The sequence below is a fragment of the Vibrio sp. vnigr-6D03 genome, assembly GCF_002835515.1.
Lineage (GTDB): Bacteria > Pseudomonadota > Gammaproteobacteria > Enterobacterales > Vibrionaceae > Vibrio > Vibrio penaeicida.
The window spans coordinates 19,473-42,395 of sequence record NZ_PIZL01000009.1 but is presented as its reverse complement, the minus strand read 5'-3'; the positions used below and the strand labels follow the sequence as shown (position 1 = coordinate 42,395).

Annotated in this window: 20 protein-coding genes, 1 tRNA gene, 1 rRNA gene and 1 riboswitch; of the genes, 12 read left to right on the top strand and 10 right to left on the bottom strand. The window is 43.9% G+C overall.

The genetic code is table 11. The features are described 5' to 3' along the window. Positions 1-83: 83 nt before the first annotated feature. The 9 genes from CW749_RS07640 to thiH all read left to right on the top strand — a co-directional run bounded on the left by CW749_RS07640 (position 84) and on the right by thiH (position 7,209). A tRNA-Thr gene (locus tag CW749_RS07640) sits at positions 84-159 on the top strand. A gap of 52 nt (positions 160-211) precedes the next feature. Then, positions 212-328, top strand: a 5S ribosomal RNA gene (gene rrf, locus CW749_RS07635). A 196-nt stretch (positions 329-524) separates the two neighbouring features. Then, positions 525-908, top strand: a complete 384-nt coding sequence (gene crcB / locus CW749_RS07630; protein WP_101111440.1) for a fluoride efflux transporter CrcB — start codon at positions 525-527, stop codon at positions 906-908. Between the two features lie 50 nt (positions 909-958). Next, positions 959-1,075, top strand: a riboswitch (TPP riboswitch). Between the two features lie 136 nt (positions 1,076-1,211). Further along, on the top strand, positions 1,212-3,152 hold the full coding sequence (thiC, locus tag CW749_RS07625) for a phosphomethylpyrimidine synthase ThiC (protein ID WP_101111439.1): 1,941 nt from the start codon (positions 1,212-1,214) through the stop codon (positions 3,150-3,152). Continuing rightward, positions 3,153-4,346 (top strand): thiamine phosphate synthase, encoded by a 1,194-nt coding sequence (locus CW749_RS07620; RefSeq protein WP_101111438.1) that lies wholly within the window; start codon positions 3,153-3,155, stop codon positions 4,344-4,346. A 4-nt stretch (positions 4,347-4,350) separates the two neighbouring features. After that, positions 4,351-5,118, top strand: coding sequence for a HesA/MoeB/ThiF family protein (locus CW749_RS07615; protein ID WP_101111437.1), 768 nt, complete (start codon positions 4,351-4,353; stop codon positions 5,116-5,118). Beyond that, positions 5,118-5,327, top strand: coding sequence for a sulfur carrier protein ThiS (thiS, locus tag CW749_RS07610; RefSeq protein WP_101111436.1), 210 nt, complete (start codon positions 5,118-5,120; stop codon positions 5,325-5,327). The genes CW749_RS07615 and thiS overlap by 1 nt, the downstream gene beginning before the upstream one ends. Positions 5,328-5,329: 2 nt before the next feature. Next, positions 5,330-6,091, top strand: a complete 762-nt coding sequence (locus CW749_RS07605; RefSeq protein ID WP_101111435.1) for a thiazole synthase — start codon at positions 5,330-5,332, stop codon at positions 6,089-6,091. Positions 6,092-6,096: 5 nt separating this feature from the next. After that, positions 6,097-7,209, top strand: coding sequence for a 2-iminoacetate synthase ThiH (gene thiH, locus CW749_RS07600; protein ID WP_101111434.1), 1,113 nt, complete (start codon positions 6,097-6,099; stop codon positions 7,207-7,209). 154 nt (positions 7,210-7,363) lie between these two features. Here the strand turns inward: thiH and CW749_RS07595 are convergent, their stop codons facing one another. Next, on the bottom strand, positions 7,364-9,151 hold the full coding sequence (locus CW749_RS07595) for an aminopeptidase P family protein (RefSeq protein ID WP_101111433.1): 1,788 nt from the start codon (positions 9,149-9,151) through the stop codon (positions 7,364-7,366). Between the two features lie 169 nt (positions 9,152-9,320). After that, the gene (locus CW749_RS07590; RefSeq protein ID WP_101111432.1) at positions 9,321-10,271 is read right to left on the bottom strand and encodes a LysR family transcriptional regulator; all 951 of its coding nucleotides are present in this window, start codon (positions 10,269-10,271) and stop codon (positions 9,321-9,323) included. A gap of 103 nt (positions 10,272-10,374) precedes the next feature. On the opposite strand from CW749_RS07590, the gene CW749_RS07585 reads away from it, so the two are divergent. Together CW749_RS07585 and CW749_RS07580 are read left to right on the top strand one after the other, a co-directional pair. Beyond that, the gene (locus CW749_RS07585; protein ID WP_237322363.1) at positions 10,375-11,571 is read left to right on the top strand and encodes a multidrug effflux MFS transporter; all 1,197 of its coding nucleotides are present in this window, start codon (positions 10,375-10,377) and stop codon (positions 11,569-11,571) included. Positions 11,572-11,705: 134 nt separating this feature from the next. Beyond that, positions 11,706-11,990, top strand: a complete 285-nt coding sequence (locus CW749_RS07580; protein WP_101111430.1) for a hypothetical protein — start codon at positions 11,706-11,708, stop codon at positions 11,988-11,990. A 785-nt stretch (positions 11,991-12,775) separates the two neighbouring features. On the opposite strand, the gene CW749_RS07575 is transcribed toward CW749_RS07580, so the two are convergent. The 4 genes from CW749_RS07575 to CW749_RS07560 all read right to left on the bottom strand — a co-directional run bounded on the left by CW749_RS07575 (position 12,776) and on the right by CW749_RS07560 (position 15,244). Beyond that, positions 12,776-13,231: a DoxX family protein gene (locus CW749_RS07575; RefSeq protein WP_101111429.1), complete on the bottom strand. Its 456-nt coding sequence runs from the start codon at positions 13,229-13,231 to the stop codon at positions 12,776-12,778. Further along, the gene (locus tag CW749_RS07570) at positions 13,228-14,007 is read right to left on the bottom strand and encodes a DNA-binding domain-containing protein (RefSeq protein WP_101111428.1); all 780 of its coding nucleotides are present in this window, start codon (positions 14,005-14,007) and stop codon (positions 13,228-13,230) included. The genes CW749_RS07575 and CW749_RS07570 overlap by 4 nt, the downstream gene beginning before the upstream one ends. After that, entirely contained in the window at positions 13,988-14,857 is an 870-nt protein-coding gene (locus CW749_RS07565) for a DUF692 domain-containing protein (RefSeq protein WP_101111427.1), read from the bottom strand. The genes CW749_RS07570 and CW749_RS07565 overlap by 20 nt, the downstream gene beginning before the upstream one ends. Positions 14,858-14,983: 126 nt before the next feature. Next, positions 14,984-15,244 carry a DUF2282 domain-containing protein gene (locus CW749_RS07560; RefSeq protein WP_101111426.1) on the bottom strand — a complete coding sequence of 87 codons (261 nt, stop codon included), beginning with the start codon at positions 15,242-15,244 and terminating at the stop codon, positions 14,984-14,986. 276 nt (positions 15,245-15,520) lie between these two features. On the opposite strand from CW749_RS07560, the gene uvrD reads away from it, so the two are divergent. Next, positions 15,521-17,692, top strand: a complete 2,172-nt coding sequence (gene uvrD, locus CW749_RS07555; RefSeq protein ID WP_101111425.1) for a DNA helicase II — start codon at positions 15,521-15,523, stop codon at positions 17,690-17,692. 794 nt (positions 17,693-18,486) lie between these two features. Here uvrD and ggt read toward each other — a convergent pair. From ggt to rarD, 4 genes are all read right to left on the bottom strand, one after another. After that, positions 18,487-20,244: a gamma-glutamyltransferase gene (gene ggt / locus CW749_RS07550; RefSeq protein ID WP_101111424.1), complete on the bottom strand. Its 1,758-nt coding sequence runs from the start codon at positions 20,242-20,244 to the stop codon at positions 18,487-18,489. A 99-nt stretch (positions 20,245-20,343) separates the two neighbouring features. After that, on the bottom strand, positions 20,344-21,009 hold the full coding sequence (locus CW749_RS07545; RefSeq protein WP_101111423.1) for a LysE family translocator: 666 nt from the start codon (positions 21,007-21,009) through the stop codon (positions 20,344-20,346). Between the two features lie 63 nt (positions 21,010-21,072). Then, a complete protein-coding gene (locus tag CW749_RS07540; protein ID WP_101111422.1) occupies positions 21,073-21,882 on the bottom strand; it encodes an AraC family transcriptional regulator in 810 nt (269 codons plus the stop codon). A 94-nt stretch (positions 21,883-21,976) separates the two neighbouring features. Continuing rightward, entirely contained in the window at positions 21,977-22,870 is an 894-nt protein-coding gene (gene rarD / locus CW749_RS07535; protein ID WP_101111421.1) for an EamA family transporter RarD, read from the bottom strand. Between the last annotated feature and the right edge of the window lie 53 nt (positions 22,871-22,923).

Genomic DNA, 22,923 nt, shown 5'->3' with positions numbered 1-22,923 from the left:
ACATCGCCAGGCTTTAAATTTATTGAAAGAGCCCGTTTGAAAAAACGGGCTTTTTTAGTCCAACGCATATAAGAATTTAATGTGCTGGTATAGCTCAGTTGGTAGAGCGCACCCTTGGTAAGGGTGAGGTCCCCAGTTCAAATCTGGGTACTAGCACCACTATTTATTGTTTTTAGATTTAAAGAAAGTCTAAGAGCAAAAACCAAATTTACTTGGCGACCATAGCATTGTGGACCCACCTGACTTCCATGCCGAACTCAGAAGTGAAACGCAATAGCGCCGATGGTAGTGTGGGGTTTCCCCATGTGAGAGTAGGACATCGCCAGGTTCAAATTGATAAGCCCTGATCTTTGATCAGGGCTTTTTTGTTTGCCTGTTAAAAAACATGCTTTACATCACCTAAAGTGACTCCTGTAACTTTTTATATTTATCCTTCTTTATGGCGAGTATTACCCGAAATTAAAAACGAATTTTGGCGTATATAGAGATAGAATGGTTTCAATATTTGATTAGGGTTGGTAGAGATGGGACAGTTATCCATTCTTGGTTTCATAGCATTAGGTGGTGCATTTGGCGCATGTTCTCGCTTTTTGGTGTCGGAGTTATGCGCGAGTTTATTTGGTAGAGGGTTTCCATATGGCACGCTCACAGTGAACGTAGTGGGTTCATTAGCGATGGGAATGCTGATAGCTTCATTTGAGAATGGAAGCCTTGCTACAGAGCCTTGGAGGCAGATAATCGGTCTTGGCTTCCTAGGAGCACTAACTACTTTTTCTACCTTTTCTATGGACAACGTTTTACTCATACAGCAAGGTGCGTTTTTTAAAATGGGTCTCAATGTGTTATTGAATGTCGTTCTTAGTATCTCTGCCGCATGGATTGGCTTTCAATTGTTGATTAAAAGTTAATCTTTTTAAACTTTGGTCTTGGTTTTGACCTAACCTTTCCCTTATACTGGCTTCACTTGTCGGAGTGCTCCGCCCGATTTATTAATGGGCGAGCTGAGACCGCGTTAGCGGGATCCGTTGAACCTGATCAGACTAATATCTGCGAAGGGAACAAGAGAAGATACCTCACCTGATATTAGTCGGGATCTATCTACTTTCAGATGGCGTTACTCACGCACATTTGCCCTCTTGTAACAACAATCCGCCAAGCATTTTCTTCCTAGGGACTTTGTCCTAAAAATAATGATTGCAAGGAAAAATGCTATGTCGAATCGCAAGCAAGCGAGACTGGAAGCCAAACAGTTTATTGATAACCTGTCGACTCAACCGTATCCAAATTCTCATAAAGTGTATGTAGAAGGCTCTAGAAGCGATATTCGAGTGCCAATGAGAGAGATCTCTCTGGCAGACAGTTTGGTTGGCGGGACTAAAAAAGACCCAATATTCGAGCCTAATGAACCAATACGTGTCTACGATACGTCTGGGGTCTATACCGATCCAGAGCATGAAATCGATCTTTATAGTGGTCTGCCAAAGTTACGTGAAGACTGGATTAAAGAGCGAAATGACACCGAAATCTTGTCGGATGTGAGTTCGGTTTATACCAAAGAGCGTTTAGAAGACGATACGTTAGACGATTTACGCTACGGCAATCTTCCAAAAATCCGACGTGCTAAAGAAGGTCAGTGCGTTACTCAGCTGCACTATGCGCGCCAAGGTATTATTACCCCTGAAATGGAATACATTGCCATACGTGAGAACTTGCAGCGTCATAAGTTTGCTGATGATCAACTGAACATTGAACATCCTGGTGAAAGCTTTGGTGCAAACCTTCCTAAAGAAATTACCCCTGAATTTGTGCGAAAAGAAGTTGCTGAAGGACGCGCCATTATTCCTTCCAATATTAACCACCCTGAATCAGAACCTATGATTATTGGGCGTAATTTCCTTGTTAAGGTAAATGCGAATATTGGTAACTCTGCTGTGTCATCTTCAATCGAGGAAGAAGTTGAAAAGCTTGTTTGGTCGACTCGATGGGGCGGTGATACAGTAATGGACTTGTCTACTGGTCGAAACATTCATGAAACACGTGAATGGATCATGCGTAATAGTCCTGTTCCTATTGGTACTGTTCCTATGTATCAAGCACTAGAAAAAGTAAATGGTGTCGCTGAAGACCTCAATTGGGAAGTCATGCGAGATACGCTAATTGAGCAGGCAGAGCAGGGAGTTGATTACTTCACCATTCACGCTGGTTTGCTATTACGTTACGTGCCAATGACGGCAAAACGTGTCACCGGTATCGTATCTCGTGGTGGTTCTATCATTGCGAAATGGTGTTTAGCTCACCATCAGGAAAGCTTCCTATATACCCACTTCCGTGAAATCTGTGAAATATGTGCGAAGTATGATGTTGCTCTTTCACTTGGTGATGGCTTACGCCCTGGTTCAATTGCAGACGCGAACGATGAAGCACAGTTTTCCGAGCTGAGAACCTTAGGTGAGTTGACTAAAATTGCGTGGGAATATGATGTTCAGGTAATCATAGAAGGTCCTGGTCATATCCCAATGCACATGATCAAAGAAAACATGGACGAGCAGCTTAAGCACTGTCATGAAGCTCCATTTTATACTCTTGGTCCACTAACAACAGATATTGCCCCTGGTTACGATCATATTACTTCAGGCATCGGTGCGGCCATGATTGGTTGGTATGGCTGTGCCATGCTTTGCTATGTGACACCGAAAGAGCACCTAGGCTTACCCAACAAAGAAGATGTTAAAACGGGTTTGATTACCTATAAGTTAGCGGCGCACGCAGCAGATTTAGCGAAAGGGCATCCTGGTGCTCAAATTCGCGATAACGCACTTTCAAAAGCTCGATTTGAATTCCGCTGGGAAGACCAATTTAACTTGGGTCTGGATCCTGAAACCGCACGTAAGTTTCATGATGAAACGCTTCCACAAGAGTCCGGGAAAGTCGCTCACTTCTGTTCAATGTGTGGTCCAAAGTTCTGTTCAATGAAGATTTCTCAAGAAGTAAGAGAGTACGCAAAGGATACTAAGCAAGTCGCGCAGGATCAGGCTATTGAGATCAAGATGCTAGATGACCCATTGGAAGGTATGCGTAGGAAGTCCGAAGAGTTTAAAGCGACGGGCTCAGAGTTGTACCACCCTGCCAAGCAGAGTGTTTTGGAGGATTAAATGGCTCAGCTATTACTGCCAAAGGCTCAAGTCGAATTAACAGGTCTCGTTCAGTCTAGACTGTTATTAGCTCAGGAGCAGGGCTTTGATATTGCTGATATCGAGTTGGGTGTAAGCCCAACTCATTTGACGCAATGCTACGTTGATGACAGGTGTACGTCTCTTTCGTTTGATGAATCCGATAGTGAAGCAACTCATGTTTGCCGTTTTTCTAATGGTCAGGCTTCACCTTTGGCTTTATCTCAACTTTCGAAAGAGCCTAACCTACTGCTGATTGACGTTTATCATGATTTTCAGCTTGTTGATCTATGGTGCCACGACGAATCTAATAGAGCGTTGAGTTTCAAAGGCGCTCCATTATCTGAGGCAGAACAACAATCCTATCTGGCTTGGTTATTGACATCTCTTGTACTTGATTTTCCGATTGAAGATGCGCTCGTGATAGCAAGAGGTGCAGTACGTTCTGATGTTTCACGTGAAACATGGCCTCAGAATCTTTCTGAATTTCCAACACCGATACTCTCTGATGAGCTATTAGATATCCATGTAGGATGGGATATAGAAAACGCTTTGCCTTTTCCTGATACAAATGCCGAACATCTTAGCTTATATCCGGTTGTAGATACGGTGGAATGGGTAGAGCGACTTCTTGAACTAGGAGTAAAGACAGCACAGCTTCGGATAAAAAACGTCGATGACCCGGAGCTAGAAACAAAGATTACAAAAGCTATCGAATTAGGACGTCAGCATAACGCTCAAGTCTATATTAATGACTATTGGCAGTTAGCGGTAAGACATGGTGCTTATGGCGTGCATTTGGGACAGGAAGATCTCGAGTTTGCAGACTTAGACCAAATTGCAAAAGCTGGCGTACGGATAGGGTTATCCACTCACGGTTACTACGAAATACTTAGAATAAAACAGGTTAACCCTAGCTATATAGCGCTCGGTCATATATTTCCAACGACCACTAAAGTAATGCCCTCACGCCCTCAAGGGTTAGTGAGGCTTAAGCTTTACCAAGTACTGTCAGGAAAGTTTCCCACCGTTGCGATTGGTGGAATTGACTTAGAACGAGCACCAAAGGTGTGGGAGTGTGGGGTTTCAAGCCTAGCCGTTGTTCGGGCTATTACACTAAGTTCTGACCCAAAGAAAGCTATTAGCGATTTTCGTGAAATTCTAAGTAGTAGGTAGTTCCGTGACGATTACAGATTCTGAGTTTCTGAGATATCAGCGTCAGGTAGCGTTACCTGAGATTGGAGAGCTCGGACAAGCAAAGCTTAGAAATTCGAGCATTCTAGTTGTTGGGTGTGGTGGGTTAGGGTGTTCTGCCATTCAGCATCTTGCTGCTTCGGGTATAGGTCATCTTGTTATTGCTGATGATGATGTTGTTGAAGTGAGTAACCTCCCGAGGCAAATACTCTACTCAAATGACGAGATAGGTCTAGCCAAGGTAGATGCAACAAAAAAAGCTATTGCCAAAATCAATTCGGATGTGCGCGTTCGTGCTATCAAAAAGAAACTTCTGGGTAGTCGGCTTCAACTTGAATGTATGCAAGCGGATATCGTTTTAGACTGCAGCGATAATTTTGAAACTCGACAAGAAATTAATCGTGCGTGTCACAAATCAAAAACACCTTTGGTATCTGGTGCCGCAATCGGCTGGGAAGGTCAATTAGCTACTTTCACGTATCAAGACTCAGATCCTTGCTATCACTGCTTATATCCAATCAACGAGTCACAACCCAATATGCGCTGCTCAGAATCTGGTGTAGTGGGTCCTGTCGTAGGAATTATTGGAACTCATCAAGCTCTTGTCGCTATTCGTTTAGTCACATTAGAGCGAGATTTAGCGAACCGTCTTACATTATTCGATGGCTTATCCATGCAGTTCCATCAATTTGCTATTCCAAAAGACAACGCGTGCAGTGTGTGCAACCCAACTTTTGATGCTCAAGGAAAATAATGAGTACGTTAAAAATTACTTTTAATGGCGAGCCTATTTCGATTTCAGATGAAATGACGCTTGTTGATTTGCTGGAAAACAAAAAAATTGAACTAGTAGGTATTGCAATCGCAGTTAACCAAGAAGTTCAAACCAAAACAATGTGGTCCGATACTCGCTTTAAAGCGGGTGACGATGTTGTGGTATTTAGAGCGATTGCCGGAGGTTAAAAGTGTTAACAATAGCAGGAAAAACATTTGAGTCTCGCTTATTCACAGGGACAGGAAAGTTTTCAAATAGCCGTGTAATGAGCGATGCCATTATTGCCTCTGGCTCCCAGCTTGCGACGATGGCATTAAAGAGAGTGGATCTCGATACAAAGGATGACGACATACTTTCGCCACTCATCGAAAATAGAATAGCCTTACTGCCAAACACATCGGGCGCAAAGAATGCGAAAGAAGCGATATTTGCTGGTCAGTTAGCGCGTGAAGCCTTGGGTACAAAGTGGCTTAAACTAGAAATTCATCCAGACCCTAAGTATCTAATGCCCGATCCTATTGAGACGCTAAAAGCTGCGGAAAAGTTGGTTGAACAGGGGTTCATTGTATTGCCTTATTGCCACGCTGACCCAGTACTTTGTAAACATCTTGAAGAAGTGGGTTGTGCTGCGGTAATGCCTTTAGGAGCACCTATTGGTTCAAACAAGGGTATCGCGACACAGGACTTTCTGGAAATCATTATCGACCAAGCAAATGTTCCGGTTGTTGTAGATGCAGGGATAGGCGCACCTTCTCACGCAGCAAAAGCGATGGAACTTGGAGCGGACGCGGTATTGGTAAATACGGCAATTGCTGCCGCGGCTAATCCCGTTCAAATGGCTAGAGCCTTCAAGCTTGCTGTTGAAAGTGGTCGCCTAGGTTACGAAGCTGGCTTGGTTGGGCAAGTGAATCACGCTGTTGCATCTAGCCCACTCACATCATTCTTGGAGTGATCAATATGAGTTTTTCAGACCAGTTTGAAAAGATGAATTGGGATGAGATCCGCATGTCTATCTACAGTAAAACGTCTGAAGATGTACAAAGAGCAATATCGAAATCAAAGCGTGATTTAGAAGATTTCAAAGCGCTTATTTCGCCTGCAGCGGAACCCTTCCTAGAACAAATGGCGCAACAATCTTACGCGCTTACACGAAAACGCTTTGGCAATACTATTGGGTTTTATATTCCATTGTATCTATCAAATCTATGCGCAAATTCCTGCACCTATTGTGGCTTCACTATGGAGAACAGAATTAAGCGTAGAACATTGAACGTTGATGACATTCAGCTGGAAATCGATGCGATCAAGAAAATGAGTTTCGATTCAGTTTTACTCGTCACGGGGGAGCATGAAACGAAAGTAGGTATGAATTACTTTCGTGAAGTAGTTCCAGCTATAAAAAAACGATTTAGCTATCTGGCTATGGAGGTTCAACCTCTGGACCAAGAGTGTTATGCAGAGTTAAAAACACTCGGCTTAGATGCGGTTATGGTTTACCAAGAAACGTATCATCCATCGACCTACGGTCAGCATCACCTTCGCGGCAACAAAACAGATTTTAACTATCGTTTGAATACTCCGGATAGATTGGCTTCCGCTGGCATCGATAAAATTGGTATGGGTGCATTGATCGGATTGGAAGAGTGGAGGACGGATTGCTTTTTTGTTGCTGCTCACCTTAGCTATATGGAAAAGACTTATTGGAAGTCCCGCTATTCGATTTCTTTCCCTCGATTGAGACCTTGTGAAGGGTCTTTGCAGCCAAAGTCAGTGATGTCCGATAAACAACTGGTTCAATTGATATGCGCATACAGAATGCTAAATCCGGAAGTTGAGCTTTCCCTTTCAACACGAGAGTCACCGGAATTTAGAGACAATGTATTGCCTCTTGGAGTGACAAGTATTTCAGCTGCTTCAAAGACTCAGCCAGGAGGGTATGCTAATGACGAAGAAGAACTTGAGCAGTTTGCGATAAGCGACGAGCGTTCTTCTGCTCAAGTGGCAAATGCCGTTAGGAGTAAGGGATTTGAACCTGTTTGGAAAGATTGGCACCACGCTTATTCTGGATAAGTTGTTTTTCTGGAAGGTGATTAGAATGCGTTTTTCGGTGAGATGTTTCACGTGAAACACAACGGTCCAACTTAGTATCTTTTTGACTTTCATTACTCATATAAAAACCCCGCTAAACTTAGCGGGGTTTTCGTTTATGAGACCTTCGGAAATCTTATCGAGTTAGTGGCTCAGTAGCGAGTTTTAACCAATCTAAAGATGAACCAGATACTAACGGGCTGATCTCATCCCACACTTTTGTATGGTAGCTGTTTAACCAAGTTAATTCTGGATCGGTCAGAAGAGCGACATCAATATTGCGCTTATCGATAGGGCATCGTGTCAGTGATTCAAACGCTAGCATATTCGTATCGCCTTGCGTTTCAACTTCGACAACTAACTCCAAGTTTTCTATCCGAATACCGAACTCATCAGCACGGTAATAACCTGGTTCATTAGAAAGTACCATGCCTTCCAGTAGAGCGACGTTATTAACAACAGGCGCGATTCTTTGAGGACCTTCATGAACACTTAGGAAATGCCCAACACCATGACCAGTACCATGATCGAAATTATAGCCATTTGCCCAGAGATGCTGACGCGCAAGAATGTCGAGCTGGTGACCTGTTGTGCCATGAGGGAATATTGCATTAGCAAGCCCGATATGACCTTTCAAAACCAACGTAAATTGCTGGATCATGTCGTGGCTAGGTTTACCTATCGCAATAGTACGTGTGATGTCTGTTGTACCATCTGGGTACTGACCACCTGAATCTACAAGGTAAAGTGAATTTGGTTCTAACTTACCGGGTTCTGGTTGGTTCATGTGATTGTAGTGACACATTGCGCCATTGCCTGCTGAAGCAGAAATAGTGTCAAAGCTTAAATCTGCTAACGTTGGATCGGCCTTACGGAACTCATGAAGCTTATCTGCAAGAAGACCTTCATCATGATAATTACCTGCTTCTACCTCGGCATCAAGCCACGATAAGAAGTTAACCATTGCCGCACCATCACGAAGGTGCGATGCGCGCATCCCTTCAATTTCTGCTGAGTTTTTTGCTGCCTTCGGAAGTAAACATGGGTCGTCACCATTAATAACTTCGGCACCGGCATTTTGTAGAGTCAGTGTAAACCAAGCGTTGCTTGTTGCCGGGTCCACTAAAACATTCTTGCCTGAAAGCGCTTGAAGTTGTGTCTCAAGATGTTCCGGAGAATAAACCGTTACACCTTGACCTACATGCTTAGAAAATTCGCTAGGTAAGCGTGCTGGGTCAATAAAGAACTCGACATTAGCGTCAGCATGAACAATGGCGTGTGATAGCAGCACCGGCAAGCAAGAGACATCTAAGCCGCGGACATTCAACAGCCAACAAATGGAATCAAGTTGAGTTAGTAATGCAACGTCGGCACGGTTTTCTTTTATTATTTCGGCTATTTCTTGGCGCTTACTTTCACTTGTTTGTCCAACAAGCTCTTGCTCCATTAAGCGAGCATCTGTATAGACTGGAGCAGGTCTGTCCGACCAGATTAGATCGACCGGGTTATCGTTGACCAGTACTAACTCAAGCTTATCAGTAACCTTGTCTTGCGCTTTTAGAAGCCAAGAGTGTGAGTGCATTTTAGGATCGACGGCCAACTTAGCATTTGTCGGTAAGTTGTCGAGTACCCAATCCAAAGGAGGTTGCTGGATGAGATGACAGTATTCAAAAACATCAGCAGGTGATTGCTTCGTTACTTGAACAGTGTATCTACCGTCGACAAAAATAGCGGCTTTGTCAGCCGTGATTACAGCTGCACCAGCAGATCCAGTAAATCCGGTCGCCCAAAGTAAACGTTCATGGTGAGCGGGAACGTATTCTCCTAAAAACTCATCTTCATGGGGAATGATAACCGCATCAACGTTGTTCTCGCTTAACCAGCGACGAAGGGCTTCTACTCTTTCTTTAATCATGACATCCATCCGTATGATTCATTTTCGACTGTTCTATTATCCGTACTTGCGACGAAATTGCGTACAAACTATCGTTTTTTAATCAGACAAGCAATGTATTCTGCTGTGAGATGAAGCCTAGCTTGTAAGCAATTTTGAACGTACCAAAATATAGCTAAAATGATTCAATCTCTGAGTCTTAATCGACACCATTTAAGTGGTGTGTATGCGAGGTGATGATATTCCTAAACCAGCTAAGCGCTGCGTCTTGTGTTCTGTCTTTATGCCAGAAAAGCGTATATGCCATTGGAGGTAATTCTGTTGGTAAAGGTAATAGTACCAAGTCGAGGTAGCCAGAAATGTACTGAGCGAAATGTCTTGGTGCTGTGAACACGAAGTCGGTGTAAGTACACAAGCTGGCTGCGCTGTTAAAGTCGGGAACATATAAAGCGATGTCTCGTTCCAAGCCTTTATCAGCAAGTTTATAATCAAGTAACCAGCGATCGTTCCCATCACACCTTACTTGGACGTGTCGCTCGGCAAGATAAGAATCAAGGTCCCAGTGACGGCTCAGAACTGGATGGTATTTTCGAACCAAGCAAATCTGCTCATCCTGAAATATTTCCTGCATTTCTATATCGCTAGGAGGTAACATCGTCAGAGTGGCATCATTAATATCGATGTCTTTTCCAGTAATACCGAAGTCTATATCACCGGATTGAAGAAGCTTAAAGGTATCTTTATTCCAGGGGTGGGTCGTAAGTTTGATGCCTGGCGATTCTTGGAAAAGTTTCGGAAGAAAATGGGGCAGAATAAGTGGGTACACACTTTCAACTAAAGATATATGGAATCGACGATCAGATGTTTTCGGGTCAAAACTATCTGGCTGTGTAATAGATTCCAAATGATAGATTAGAGCTTCTAATTTGGGTTTAAGGAATAGTGCCCGTGGTGTTGGGTTTAGTCCGTGTGCGCTCCTATAAAACAGTGGATCATCAAATTGTGTACGCAGCTTGGCTAATGATTTGCTGACCGCAGATTGTGTTAAGCAGAGCCGAGATGCGGCTCGGGTTACGTTTCTTTCTTCAAGAAGCACGTTAAGGCAAACCAGAAGGTTGAGATCGATTCGACCCAGTTGTTCAATGTTCATTGAGAAATTCCCCCATGGAATATCTGAGATGAAAATAGTCCATTTCCATTCATATCTTCATGATAATAAACTGCGCCTTAAGAAAACAGAAGTGACGGTTACTATGTCGACAATAAATCCAGAGAAAGTCTCAAAGCTACAATTCACCATGTTGGTAATGCTTGTGCTCTTTAGCCCGATGGCTATAGATATTTATCTTCCAGCGCTACCAACTATGGCGAAAGCATTTCAAGTGGAAGCCACGCTTGCACAAGATACGGTGACCTGGTTTTTATTTGCGATGGGAGTCGGGCAATTATTTGCAGGTCCCATTGCCGACAGATACGGACGTCGAACTGTTGCATTAGGAGGCATAGTTATTTACGGGTTGAGCGCTTATTTGGCGTGGGTTGCTCAATCCATAGAGTGGATGCTAATGGCTCGGCTGCTACAAGGCTTCGGTGCTTGTGCGACATCGGTGGCAGCTTTTGCAACAGTTCGCGATATGTTTGGTCCTAAAAAAAGCGGCAGAATGATCAGTTACCTAAACGGGGCAATATGTTTCATTCCGGCTCTGGCACCAATCTTAGGAAGCTGGTTAACCCAACAGTTTGGCTGGCGGAGTAACTTTAGCTTTATGGCTGGTTTTGCTGTGGTTGGCGGTATCATGATGCTGATGAACTTCAAAGAAACCAACCCATCACGCTCGGAAGAGCCCTTGTTTAGACCTTCGAGATACTTGAGCGTATTGAAGCATCCGAGTTTTATATTTCATTCGTCTCTTTGCATGTTGGGCATGGCTGTCATTCTTGCTTACGTAACATCAGCCCCCGTTGTATTAATGACGAATATGGGGATTACGATGAACGCGTTTACGTTCTGGTTCGGAATCAATGCCATATTCAACATCGTATTTTGCATGGTTGCACCTAAACTAATGGATCGCTGGGGCACGCATGGGACATTGGTATTTGGAGTCGCTGTTTTGTTAATTGGCGGTACCATGATGCTTGGCATGAAATCGTGGCAAACGCCTTTAGGGTTTATGTTGCCTATATTTATGTCATCCATTGGATTTGCATGTATCATGGGCGCGGGAGCAGGGAAAGCTTTGGCTCCATTTGGTGATAAAGCAGGCACAGCTGCGGCTCTATTGGGTCTATTTCAAATGAGCGGTTCTGGTCTTATGGTTGGTATTATGCAAAGATTGTCTTTTGAACCTGAAACGCTAATTGCATTGCATATGTGGCTTTTGGCACCGGCTTTAATCATTCTGTACAGCCGAGTGGGTCGTAATTGGCATGCAGAAGCAGTCAGCTAACCGCATTTTGTAAGGTGCTGAGTATATAAATGACCAATAATTGAAATTGATTGTTTTCCCAACAGCGAAAGGGGTGTATATTTAGCGTCACATATATAATTATTTCCCCGATCTATTTGGAAGATACATATTCAATGTCGATGACAACATATGAGATGGCTCGTATTTTAGAGCAATTAGAAGAGTCTCCAGAAAAAGTAATGTTCGGAAAACTGCTTAGTGAACTCGGGAATCAGAGTGAAGAGCGTATTCGAAGCGCCGCCAAACAAGTTCCTTTGCATATGCTAAGAGATATTGTTTACCAATTTCAGCAAGTGATTGAATCCCGTAAGAGTGAAAGTGTTCAGCAACTCGCTGCTGAATTGGCTCAGCAGGGTATTTCACCGGATGAACTGAAAGAATTCCTTTCTAAGAAATAATCGGATTCTAAAATTAAAAGCCAGCCTTTGTGCTGGCTTTTAATTTATCTGCGGAATTCTTAGTAATATTTAGCAAATTCGAAAGGCTTTTGACTGTTAATATATTTCTCAAAATTATCCAAATAAATAATCTAGGTTTTCATCCAACCCTGCCTAATTATATTTTCCCTATCTGCATTAAATATCCTGAAACTTATCCATTCACTTTCGTATTGATAGCTGTAAGCGCCTAGAGCACTAAAAAAAGGCGGCTCTATAACAGCCGCCTTGGTCATCCACGGTTGAGGGGGGAGGTGTGGTGACGAAATACATCAATGTTTTAGCTTCATTTCAACAATATTGGTGTTTACTGCACAAACGATAGTAGTGATATAGATGTTAATAGAATATTTATTGAGCCTAAGACAATAATTTCAGGCTTATACTCAAGTAACCTCAAGATGCTAGGTTCAGCGAGAGTTAACTGGTTTTCAGGCAAGGCATCGATTTGAAGATCTAGTTATTCTAAATCAAGAATCGATAACGCAGTATGAAAGCCAGTTAAACTCGCCCTTGGGAGCTCATATTCTGCTCCACTTCATCGTCTAAGAATTTGGAAAGGACTTGTCATTCCGCTGCGTTCCTGATTTTGAAGTAGAAAGGCTTGAATTGAAACAGAATATGAGGCTCTGAATCCTGCATTTTGAAGTCACTTGGGTATAGAGGCACAAGCAAAAAAATGCCCCAGAAACTGGGGCGAATTGGTAGGTAGCTTACAGGTTGCTACTTAACTAAAGGGAGGTTTGTTATTGGGTTATCTTTCTCTTTAGGATATGGTCGACCGAAATCAGACCTGCTCCCCAAACAACATTTATAAGAATCATCAAACCCCACAGTTGATGATCGTAGAAGCCTTTTTCCCAAAGAAGCGGATAAGAGATAACGGCAATAATATTGAATACAAATAGTATGGCGGCCATTGGGCGTGTAAAAAGCCCGAGCGCTAGGAATACAGGCAGAATCAGTTCTGCTGCTGTTCCTGAATACGCAGCAAACTCCCAAGGCAGTAATGGGACGACATATTCAAACTCAAAGAGGTACAGGGTACTGTCCCATGATGCAATTTTGGTTAGACCTGAATTGAAAAAGACCCAGGCTACCCACAAGCGGCAAAAAACAAGTAACAACGGAATAAATCCAGCTTGAAGTTTGTCTACGATTCCATCGTAGGTGTCGATAATATTTCGAATGGCTGAACTCATAATTCTTCCTCTATTTGTTGTTCTTTTATACTGAACCCATCTAAGTAGCCTGAAGCCATTAAAGTGTTCAAATGCGTCAATAAATCGGGTTCGATTTCTGCTAGTGATAACCCCATCGAACAAGATTGAATAAGTTGATGTACTTCATCTGATATCGGATCGATATGAAGATGGCGAGCAGAATCAAGCCATACCACACCTTGCTCGGCGTTATTCAGCTCTACTCCGTCGAATTTCTCTTTCTCTAAGGCTTCCCACAAAGAGAAAACGGCAAATTGGCTGGATATAAGCTGAATATTTGAAGCAAGATGAAAGACAAGCGATGGCTGTTGTTCCTCAGCCACGGAGGCGAGTTTGTCCAAAGATAAGTATGGCTTTTCTCTTGCTAAAGATAATGCCATTTCACTTAGATCCAGTTTCCATTCCATGTCAGCGATATCCGAGAGGTAAGGCACAGCAGCAATGACTTGATCAAACTGTCGTATCGTGTCGGCAAAACCTTCACCATATCCAGAGACATCACCTTCGGTTAAAGGGCGTGTCAAAACGTGTTGACGAGCAAGCTGTTGAAAACATTCCTCACCGACTAGCGCTAAAACCTTGGGATAGGTTGCTTCAATTACCTCGCACAAACTCATCACAAAATTGTTGCGATAAATCTGCATGCGTTCGTCAGCAGAGAACTCATCAGACACTAAATCACAGGATTCACCAGTGGCCTGGTAATGCAGCGCTTTGGCAAACTGACTTTGCAGCTCAGCGAGGGAAAGTGCCATAAGACTCTCCTTGGATTCGCATTAAGTAATGACTGGCTTTGCTGGCTTCCTGAATCAAAACTTGAGGTTCAGGAATATCCAAATCCCACTCTATAAGAGTATGTCGCTCACCATGCTTGTTGATCCAGGCATTAAATAACGCCCAAACTTCATCACAAACAGGGCGACTATGGGTATCAATCCAGATTTCCCCTTTCTCATGTTGCTTAATGGTGAAGCCTGCAAGGTGTATCTCATCCACCTTTGTTGCATCGATGCCTGCTAAGAATTCATCGCTATCGAAGCCGTGATTGAACGCGCTGACATAGATGTTATTGAAGTCGAGTAATAATCGGCAATCGGTACGCTTTTGCACTTCGGACAGAAAAACCCACTCATCTATCGTAGAGTGAGAAAACTTCACGTAACTCGATGGATTTTCAATGAGTAGCGGTCTCTTTATCGCATCTTGAACTTGCAGTACATTCCGACAAAATACATCCAACGCCTCTTCCGTATAGGGAAGCGGCAAAAGATCGTTGAAGTAATGACCGCCGTTTTCGCTCCAACTTAAGTGATCAGAAACTAAAATTGGCTGTAAATCACTGATTAAGCGTTCTAGTCGCGCCAAGTGTGATTGACTGACGCCGTCTACCGAGCCGAGAGACAGTCCAATTCCATGGCAGCTTATGTCGTAATTATCCGCTATCTGATTAAGTTGTTGGCGTTGCAGAGAGTTAGGGAGAAAGTAGTTTTCACTGTGGATTTCCAACCAGCTCAATCCAGTCGCTTCCTCAGAAAAGTAATCCAAATGTGGTGTTCTTAATCCAACGCCAACTTTGTTATGCATGTCTCTCTCCGGTGAGTTCATCAAGATTTAGCCAATCTTGTAAAGCTGTATGCGTTTAGCGGTTATTAAGCCTTTTTCACAAAGCCACTCCATAAATTAGGGCGATAAGCATGGCTCATCGCCCTGAAATGGCTAAGAGGGAAAGGCTTAAGAAGACGTGTTGCTTCCACCAGCCAAACGGTCACAAAGACCTTTAGGTACTACGATGAATGCGTCTTTTTGGAAATCTTCTTTAGATGTACCAGCACATGAGCTAGTTTTGGTTGCACAGTCGTTTTTACCTGCTTTGGAAACGCCATAGCATTTCTCTTTTTCTGCTGCGACCGCAGAAGTAGCAGTTAGAGTAGTACCAGCGATGGCAAGAAGACCTGTAACAGCAGCAGTAACAGCAAGATTAGACTTTTTCATATTTCAATCCTCGAACTTGATCCTTAGTTTCTTTAATAAAGACAACCTGTTTCGCGATGGACAAGCGTTTGTCAGGTTGCTTACACAATAAGATTAGGAATGAACGACAAATCTTTCACAAAAAAGGCGATTTTTTTTTACTTATTTTTTTTAAAATTCCCAACTCATTGATTTTGTGTGGATTATAAAGTGGGATTTTTATTGCGAATTCAACCTTATTCTTGATAGGAATTCGGTTATAATGACCAGTTATGTATAAATACACAGTAGAAAACGATGGACGCTTCCCTATTACTTGATGGTTTGAATGACAAACAACGCGAAGCGGTAGCAGCCCCGCTAGAGAATATGCTCGTGCTTGCGGGCGCTGGCAGTGGTAAAACACGCGTGCTGGTACACCGAATTGCTTGGCTAATGGCTGTCGAGAATGCCTCTCCGTTTTCTATTATGTCGGTAACGTTTACCAACAAAGCCGCGGCTGAAATGCGTGGTCGTATCGAAGAGTTAATGATGGGCAGCGCATCGGGTATGTGGAACGGCACTTTCCACGGTATCTGCCATCGTATTCTGCGGGCGCATTACTTGGATGCCAAGCTTCCTGAAGACTTTCAGATATTGGATTCAGAAGATCAACAACGTCTACTGCGTCGATTGATCAAAGCCATGAACCTTGATGAAAAACAGTGGCCAGCGAGACAAGCGGCTTGGTGGATTAACGCCAAAAAAGACGAAGGTTTGCGCCCTAACCACATCGATTGCTATCAAGACCCCATTACTAAAACAAACCTACAAATATACACCGCATACCAAGAGGCTTGTGACCGAGCTGGGCTGGTGGATTTTGCTGAAATTCTGCTCCGAGCGCATGAGTTGCTTCGAGACAAACAACACATTCGCGAGCATTATCAGGCGAGATTTAAACACATATTGGTCGACGAGTTTCAAGATACCAACAACATTCAATACGCTTGGCTTCGTATGATGGCGGGACCTGAGGCACGCGTCATGATCGTGGGTGATGACGACCAATCCATTTATGGTTGGCGTGGTGCGAAGGTCGAAAACATTCAGCGTTTTCTTGATGAATTTCTTGGCGCAAAAACCATCCGATTAGAGCAAAACTATCGTTCAACCAAGACCATTTTATCGGCAGCCAATGAATTGATTTCTAATAATACGGAGCGCATGGGTAAAGAGCTCTGGACTGATGGCAATGATGGCGAGCCCATCTCTGTGTATTCGGCGTATAACGAGCTCGATGAAGCTCGCTTTACCGTTAGCAAGATAAAAGAGTGGCAAGAGAAAGGCGGAGCGCTGAATGACACTGCCATGCTTTATCGTAATAACGCCCAATCCCGTGTTCTGGAAGAAGCGTTAATTCAGTCTGGATTACCTTATCGTATCTACGGTGGTATGCGATTCTTCGAACGACAAGAAATCAAAGACGCACTGTGCTACTTGCGTTTGATGTCTAACCGGAATGACGATGCCGCATTCGAACGTGTTGTAAATACGCCAACCCGTGGAATGGGAGATAAGACACTCGAAACTATTCGGTTTGCTGCGCGAGATCGTGGTGCCACACTCTGGCAAGCCTCACAAGCGTTGTTGGAAGAAAAGGTTCTAGCCGGACGAGCCGCTGGTGCGTTAAGTCGATTTATCGAACTCATCAATGCACTTGAAGACGATACGTTTGAAATGCCGATGCATCATCAAACCGACCACGTCATTAAAAATTCAGGTTTGTACGCGATGTACGAACAAGAAAAAGGCGAAAAGTCGAAAGCTCGAATTGAAAACCTTGAGGAATTGGTTACGGCTACTCGCCAATTTGAAAAGCCAGAAGAAGCCGAAGAATTATCCGAACTCACTGCATTCCTTACGCACGCTGCGCTTGAAGCCGGAGAAGGGCAAGCCGACGAATTCGATGATGCGGTGCAGCTCATGACTCTTCACAGTGCTAAAGGGTTGGAGTTTCCCCTCGTATTTATGGTTGGTGTCGAAGAAGGGATGTTCCCAAGCCAGATGTCGGCTGAAGAAGCTGGCAGGTTAGAAGAGGAACGACGCCTTTGCTATGTGGGTATGACACGAGCAAAAGAGAAGCTTTACATCACTTACGCGGAAATGCGTCGTCTATACGGGCAAGATAAGTACCATAAACCTTCACGCTTTATTCGTGAACTGCCAGAAACGTGCTTGGATGAAGTTCGAATGAAAGCGCAAGTGAGCCGACCGGCATCATCTGGGCGGTTCAGTCAGCAAGTCGTGAAGGAAAACTTCAACGAAACGGGCTTTTCATTAGGCGCGAGAGTGATGCATCCGAAATTTGGTGAAGGGACGATTATTAACTTTGAAGGCAGTGGCCCTCAAAGCCGTGTTCAAGTCGCGTTCAATGGTGAAGGGATTAAATGGTTAGTAACGGCATTCGCCAAGCTAGAAAAGCTCTAACCGCGACAATGAATGGAATCAAAGCCTGCGCAAGCGGGCTTTTTTTGTCTCACTACAGGTTCGCTTTATCTCTGGCTATCTATATTGCTGATTAGTTTTATCGCTGACTAGTTTTATCACGGAATAGTGGCACAGGTGATAAAACCGTTAGGCTGAAAGGTTACTTATGTACAGATAAAGAAAAACCCCGAGAGCAATGCCCATCGGGGTTATAATCTTACTCGCAGCAATCCGGCTACTAAAGTTGCTCCATGCATCAAATCCTTGATAGCAATACTGAATCCTTCAGCATAATCCTTTTCATCGCCATCCTAGCGGTGTCCATGATCTTATCCTGATCAGCCAACGTTCCTCGTTAGCGTGCTCACTTGTTCCTTGAGCGGTGTCCTTTACATCATCCTGATGTTTGTTCCTTGCCTCATCCTAGAGGTGTCCATTGTCTTCCTTGCGTTATCTTCCTGATAACGATTGAGTCCGTTCAATGTCCTTTTTTGCTCCATGCTGATTATTCATCCTAAATAATCAAATCTTCATCCTGAAGATAACCAAATCCTTGGCTTTTCCTGTTCCGTGTCAGCATCCTTCCGACAGGGTTAATATTAAGAGATTGAGGATTTTCCTCAATATACGAGCAGAAAAAACCTCTGCTCAAATAAGCATCAATATTGCCTAATTTGTTTTATATCAGTACTTTAGGTTTGGCTTCTTCTCTTGTTGATATAAATGAAACCGCGTTCACTTACGCCCTTGTAAGAGATATCTCACAAGGGCGTTGGCACAACGTCTAGATTCGGCTATTCACCAATAGCGGCACCTTCACGGCGGGGGTCAGCAGCACCTTCTAAACCGTCTTTGGTGAGTCGAATAGCATGCAGTCCGGAATTGAGATCGCGAATGTTTACCTTATGCCCCATGCCTTCAAGCGTTGACTGCATGGACTCGGCTGCGGTGCCTTTCTCGATATCTAACGTTCCGAATCGGTTTACCAAATGAGGTTGGTTGATGGCTTGTTGAATATCCATGCCCCACTGTAAATGTGCGATAATGGATTGAGCCACGTAACCAATGATACGGCTTCCCCCTGGCGAACCGATCGCCATATAAGGTTTACCATCTTGCATGATGATGGTCGGCGACATTGAAGAGCGAGGGCGTTTTCCTGGCTCAAGTCGGTTTGCGATGGGCGCTCCATCTTTGTGCGTTTTGAAAGAAAAATCCGTTAATTCATTGTTGAGTAAAAAGCCACGAACCATTAAGCGCGATCCAAAAGCGTTTTCTATGGTTGTGGTTATTGAGACAACGTTACCTTCCGAGTCCACGACATTAAAGTGGCTGGTGGAAGGCAGTTCAATGGATTCATCATCAGCTAAACGCATGGCATGACTCCAAGGAGGCGAACCCGCGCTGACACTCTCTAGTGCTTTGTTTGGAGTAATTAACTTAGCTCGTTCGGCAATGTAGCCAGAGTCCAGTAGCCCTTGAGTCGGCATTGGTACGTAATCACTGTCAGCCATATAGCGACCACGATCCGCAAAAGCGAGACGAGAAGCGTCGGAAATGATCTGCCAGCTGGTTGGGTTGTTAGCACCGAGCTTTTTCAAATCAAATTTTTCAGTGATAGAGAGGATTTGCCCCACGGTTAATGCGCCAGAGCTTGGAGGACCCATACCGCATATGTCATAAGACTGATAGGGAGCACAGACGGGCACGCGCTCTTTTGTGCGGTAATTTGCAAAATCCTGCATACCAAGTACCCCTGGGTTGCCTGGTGCGTTTTGTACGGTTTCTACTATGTCTTTTGCGATGTTGCCAGAATAAAAGGCGTTCGCCCCATTATTCGCAATTTGAGCAAGGGTATCCGCGTATTGTGGGTTCTTAAGGATTGTACCTTCGGTTTTCGGTGTGCCATCGGCATTAAAGAAGTACGCTTTTGTTGAATCAAAGCGGCTCAAGCGTTCTTTATCTTTTGCTATCAAGCCAGCAAGGCGCGGGCTGATCGCAAACCCTTTTCGCGCTAAGTCGATTGCAGGTTGAACGACTTGCTTCCACGATAACTTTCCATGTTGCTGATGGGTATCCCACAGCAATTTAACGGTGCCAGGGGTGCCAACAGAGCGACCACCGACAACAGCATCATAAAACTTGAGTGGTTTGCCTTGTTGATCTTGAAATAGAGTCGGAGTTGCCGCTAAAGGAGCAGTTTCTCTGCCATCAATGGTCGTAAGACGATTGCCTTTGGCATCCCAGTACACGAGAAAAGCCCCACCACCTATGCCGGAGGATTGGGGTTCTACAAGTCCGAGAATGAGTTGAACCGTCACCATTGCGTCGATGGCATTTCCGCCAGCAGCAAGAATATCCGCTCCTGCTTGCGTGGCAATTGGATTTGCAGCGGTGACCATCCATTTCTTAGCTGTGGTTAGCGTTTTGTTTTCAAGCCCGGTACTTTCTTCCGGTGCAACGCCATCTGCTGCCTGATTTGCAAAGCCAAAGGAACTGACAAGCAAGAGTGAGCAGGACGTCATTTGTGTGAGAGTTGTTTTCCATGACATAAGCTTCTCCTTTTGTTGGATCTTCAGCCTGTCAGGACAACGGAATTCGGTCTATACAAGGGAGATGCTTTTGTAAGCAATGTACCAGATTTGCTACGCCTAAATTCCAGAAGTGAATACGTTACTCAAAACTTGATACAAAATACTGAGTCCAATTCCTGTAAATATCAGCCCACACAATCCATCAATGTATAGCGACATGCGTTTCAATTTTGTTTGAAAACGAGCCGTAGAAAGCATCCATGCAAGTGCAGAAAACCAAGCAAAGGAAAGGCTCCATAAGATAAGAAGCGCTACGCTTTTTCCGCTTAATGACATACTGGCAGGGACAAGTGAAGACATAAGACTAACAAAGAAGACCAACGCTTTCGGATTTAAAATATTAGTGATGAATCCGCGTAAAAAGGCTTGTTTACGGTTACTTAGCACCATATTGGGCGCTGAGGTGTCTTGGGATATAGCTTGGTTCCTATATTGAAAGGCAAATCGAAGGGCGCCCAAGCCTAGATAAAGTAGGTAACTACCCCCTGCGACTTGCAACAGTTGAAAGACAGAAGGGTGTTGGTGAACAAGGTAACTAACGCCCGTTAGGCTGAAGATCGAATGCAATAGAATGCCAACGGAAAGCCCAAATGCAATGTAGACGCCGGTTTGCCTGCCATGCCGGCTGGCATTTTGAACCACAAGTGCAAAATCAGGCCCTGGGCTCAAAAGCGCTATAAAATGGACCGTTGCAAGGGTGAGCAATAGGGTAGTTTCATTCATCTAACAGACTCTAGAGTGCAAAAAACGCCATTATCATTAATAGATACCAAGAGGTCTTGTAAATTAGTGACACTGAACTTGACTGGGTGTCGTGCCATAGGTGGTTTTAAAGGCTTTAACGAAGTGGGCTTGATCGTAAAACCCAACTTGTATGGCGACATTGATACTATTAACCCCATGCAACAGTAGGCTAAGTGCTTGTTCCATTCTCAATCTCATTAACCAAGCGTAAGGTGTTATCCCCATACTGGCTTTGAAATGGCGCTGGAATTGAGAAGGTGTTAGATCACACATATCGGCCAAAGCCTTTAATCGTATGGGCTGATCAAGGTTCCCCATTAAGTATTCACGCAGAGATTGAATCGTTGTTTTACCTAAAGGTAAAGCAACTCCTGGCTTTAGGCTTCCATATCGATCCAACATGCTGTCGAAACCTTCGAAAGGCAAACAATCCTGCGCAAGTTGGCAAACCCTATTGTGCATAAGTTGTGTGTGAAGGCAGGATAATTGGTGGAAAAGTGCAGGATCGCTAATGATCAACTGAGTAAACTGAGTAAAGTGTGTCATTGCTTGTTTATTGCCCAGATCCAGTTGATCTGTAAACCATTCTGGTTTTACCGAAAACACTTTCACTTGATAGCCACTCTGCAACTCTGAATGACCGTCATGCATTTCATCTGGAGGCATGACAATAATCTGCCCTTGACCAACTTGATGACGGCTACCTGAATGGTTGAAGTTTTGAACGCCACGCTGAATCAACCCGATATGAAAGTCGAGGTGGTAATGGCGAGAAAAGGCAAACTTTTTATAATCGGCGTCTATCAGTTGGATACTGGGATCGCTAGATAGAGAGTATTTAACGTTGTCCATCACTTAAGTCGGTTCAATAGAATACAAAACAGCTGGTTGCTTTATCTACACTAAAGCATAACCAGCGTATTGTTGTCTTGTAAAAAACGAACAGTTAGTGTTTTTTCCGACCGTTTCGAATTCCGTCGAAACTGAATACCACCAAAGCACTCCATATAAAGCCAAAGGTTACGGCTTTATCGAGTGTAAATGCTTCTCCGTATACCAATACGGCTAGAAGGAACATTAAGCTTGGACCAATGTATTGAAAAAAGCCCAGTGTCGAGAGTTTGATGCGCGTCGCTGCTCCCGTAAAGCATAGAAGGGGAAGCGTGGTGACTATCCCGGCAGCCAACAGCAGAAGGTTTAGTGTTAATGTGTTGCTGCTCAAATCTGACGTTGCACTGTCTGCAATGAAGAGGACATAGATAGCGGCGGCAGGAAGCATCACCATGGTTTCAATAAACAGACCAGTTTGCGCTTCCATATTGATTTTCTTTCTAAGTAAGCCGTAAAAACCAAAACTAAAGGCAAGTGCAATGGCGACGATGGGAACAGAACCAAAAACCACGAGCTGTACGATCACACCAATTGTGGCGAGTGAGACGGCAAACCATTGTAGCTTTCTTAGGCGCTCTCCAAGAAAAATCATTCCCATAAGAACGTTAAGAAGAGGGTTAATGTAATACCCTAAACTGGCATCCAGCATGTGATCCGCATTGACCGCCCAGATAAAAATTAACCAGTTAACACCTACCAGAACCCCAGTCAGGGCAAGTAAACCCAAACGCTTTTTATTTTTAATAACAGTGACGACAGAATGCCAACTTCTTCCTATGTGCAGCAATATCGCTAAAAACACAAACGACCAAATTACCCTGTGGCTTAGGATTTCCAGGGCAGGGACATTATTGAGTGCTTTAAAGTAGATAGGTGCGATGCCCCACATGGTATAGGCAAGTACAGCTAATATGCCGCCTTGGCGTGATCTTTGTTGCTCTTCCGTCATTCTTATCTTTCACGTTTTCGTAACAGAACGTTACATTTAGAGGAAAAACACAG

Bases quoted from the DNA above. Each gene is read 5' to 3' on its own strand.
- crcB (WP_101111440.1), top strand. From the start codon at position 525: ATGGGACAGTTATCCATTCTTGGTTTCATAGCATTAGGTGGTGCATTT.
- thiC (WP_101111439.1), top strand. From the start codon at position 1,212: ATGTCGAATCGCAAGCAAGCGAGACTGGAAGCCAAACAGTTTATTGAT.
- CW749_RS07620 (WP_101111438.1), top strand. From the start codon at position 3,153: ATGGCTCAGCTATTACTGCCAAAGGCTCAAGTCGAATTAACAGGTCTC.
- thiS (WP_101111436.1), top strand. From the start codon at position 5,118: ATGAGTACGTTAAAAATTACTTTTAATGGCGAGCCTATTTCGATTTCA.
- thiH (WP_101111434.1), top strand. From the start codon at position 6,097: ATGAGTTTTTCAGACCAGTTTGAAAAGATGAATTGGGATGAGATCCGC.
- CW749_RS07595 (WP_101111433.1), bottom strand. From the start codon at position 9,151: ATGGATGTCATGATTAAAGAAAGAGTAGAAGCCCTTCGTCGCTGGTTA.
- CW749_RS07590 (WP_101111432.1), bottom strand. From the start codon at position 10,271: ATGAACATTGAACAACTGGGTCGAATCGATCTCAACCTTCTGGTTTGC.
- CW749_RS07585 (WP_237322363.1), top strand. From the start codon at position 10,375: ATGTCGACAATAAATCCAGAGAAAGTCTCAAAGCTACAATTCACCATG.
- CW749_RS07580 (WP_101111430.1), top strand. From the start codon at position 11,706: ATGTCGATGACAACATATGAGATGGCTCGTATTTTAGAGCAATTAGAA.
- CW749_RS07575 (WP_101111429.1), bottom strand. From the start codon at position 13,231: ATGAGTTCAGCCATTCGAAATATTATCGACACCTACGATGGAATCGTA.
- CW749_RS07570 (WP_101111428.1), bottom strand. From the start codon at position 14,007: ATGGCACTTTCCCTCGCTGAGCTGCAAAGTCAGTTTGCCAAAGCGCTG.
- CW749_RS07565 (WP_101111427.1), bottom strand. From the start codon at position 14,857: ATGAACTCACCGGAGAGAGACATGCATAACAAAGTTGGCGTTGGATTA.
- CW749_RS07560 (WP_101111426.1), bottom strand. From the start codon at position 15,244: ATGAAAAAGTCTAATCTTGCTGTTACTGCTGCTGTTACAGGTCTTCTT.
- uvrD (WP_101111425.1), top strand. From the start codon at position 15,521: ATGGACGCTTCCCTATTACTTGATGGTTTGAATGACAAACAACGCGAA.
- ggt (WP_101111424.1), bottom strand. From the start codon at position 20,244: ATGTCATGGAAAACAACTCTCACACAAATGACGTCCTGCTCACTCTTG.
- CW749_RS07545 (WP_101111423.1), bottom strand. From the start codon at position 21,009: ATGAATGAAACTACCCTATTGCTCACCCTTGCAACGGTCCATTTTATA.
- CW749_RS07540 (WP_101111422.1), bottom strand. From the start codon at position 21,882: ATGGACAACGTTAAATACTCTCTATCTAGCGATCCCAGTATCCAACTG.
- rarD (WP_101111421.1), bottom strand. From the start codon at position 22,870: ATGACGGAAGAGCAACAAAGATCACGCCAAGGCGGCATATTAGCTGTA.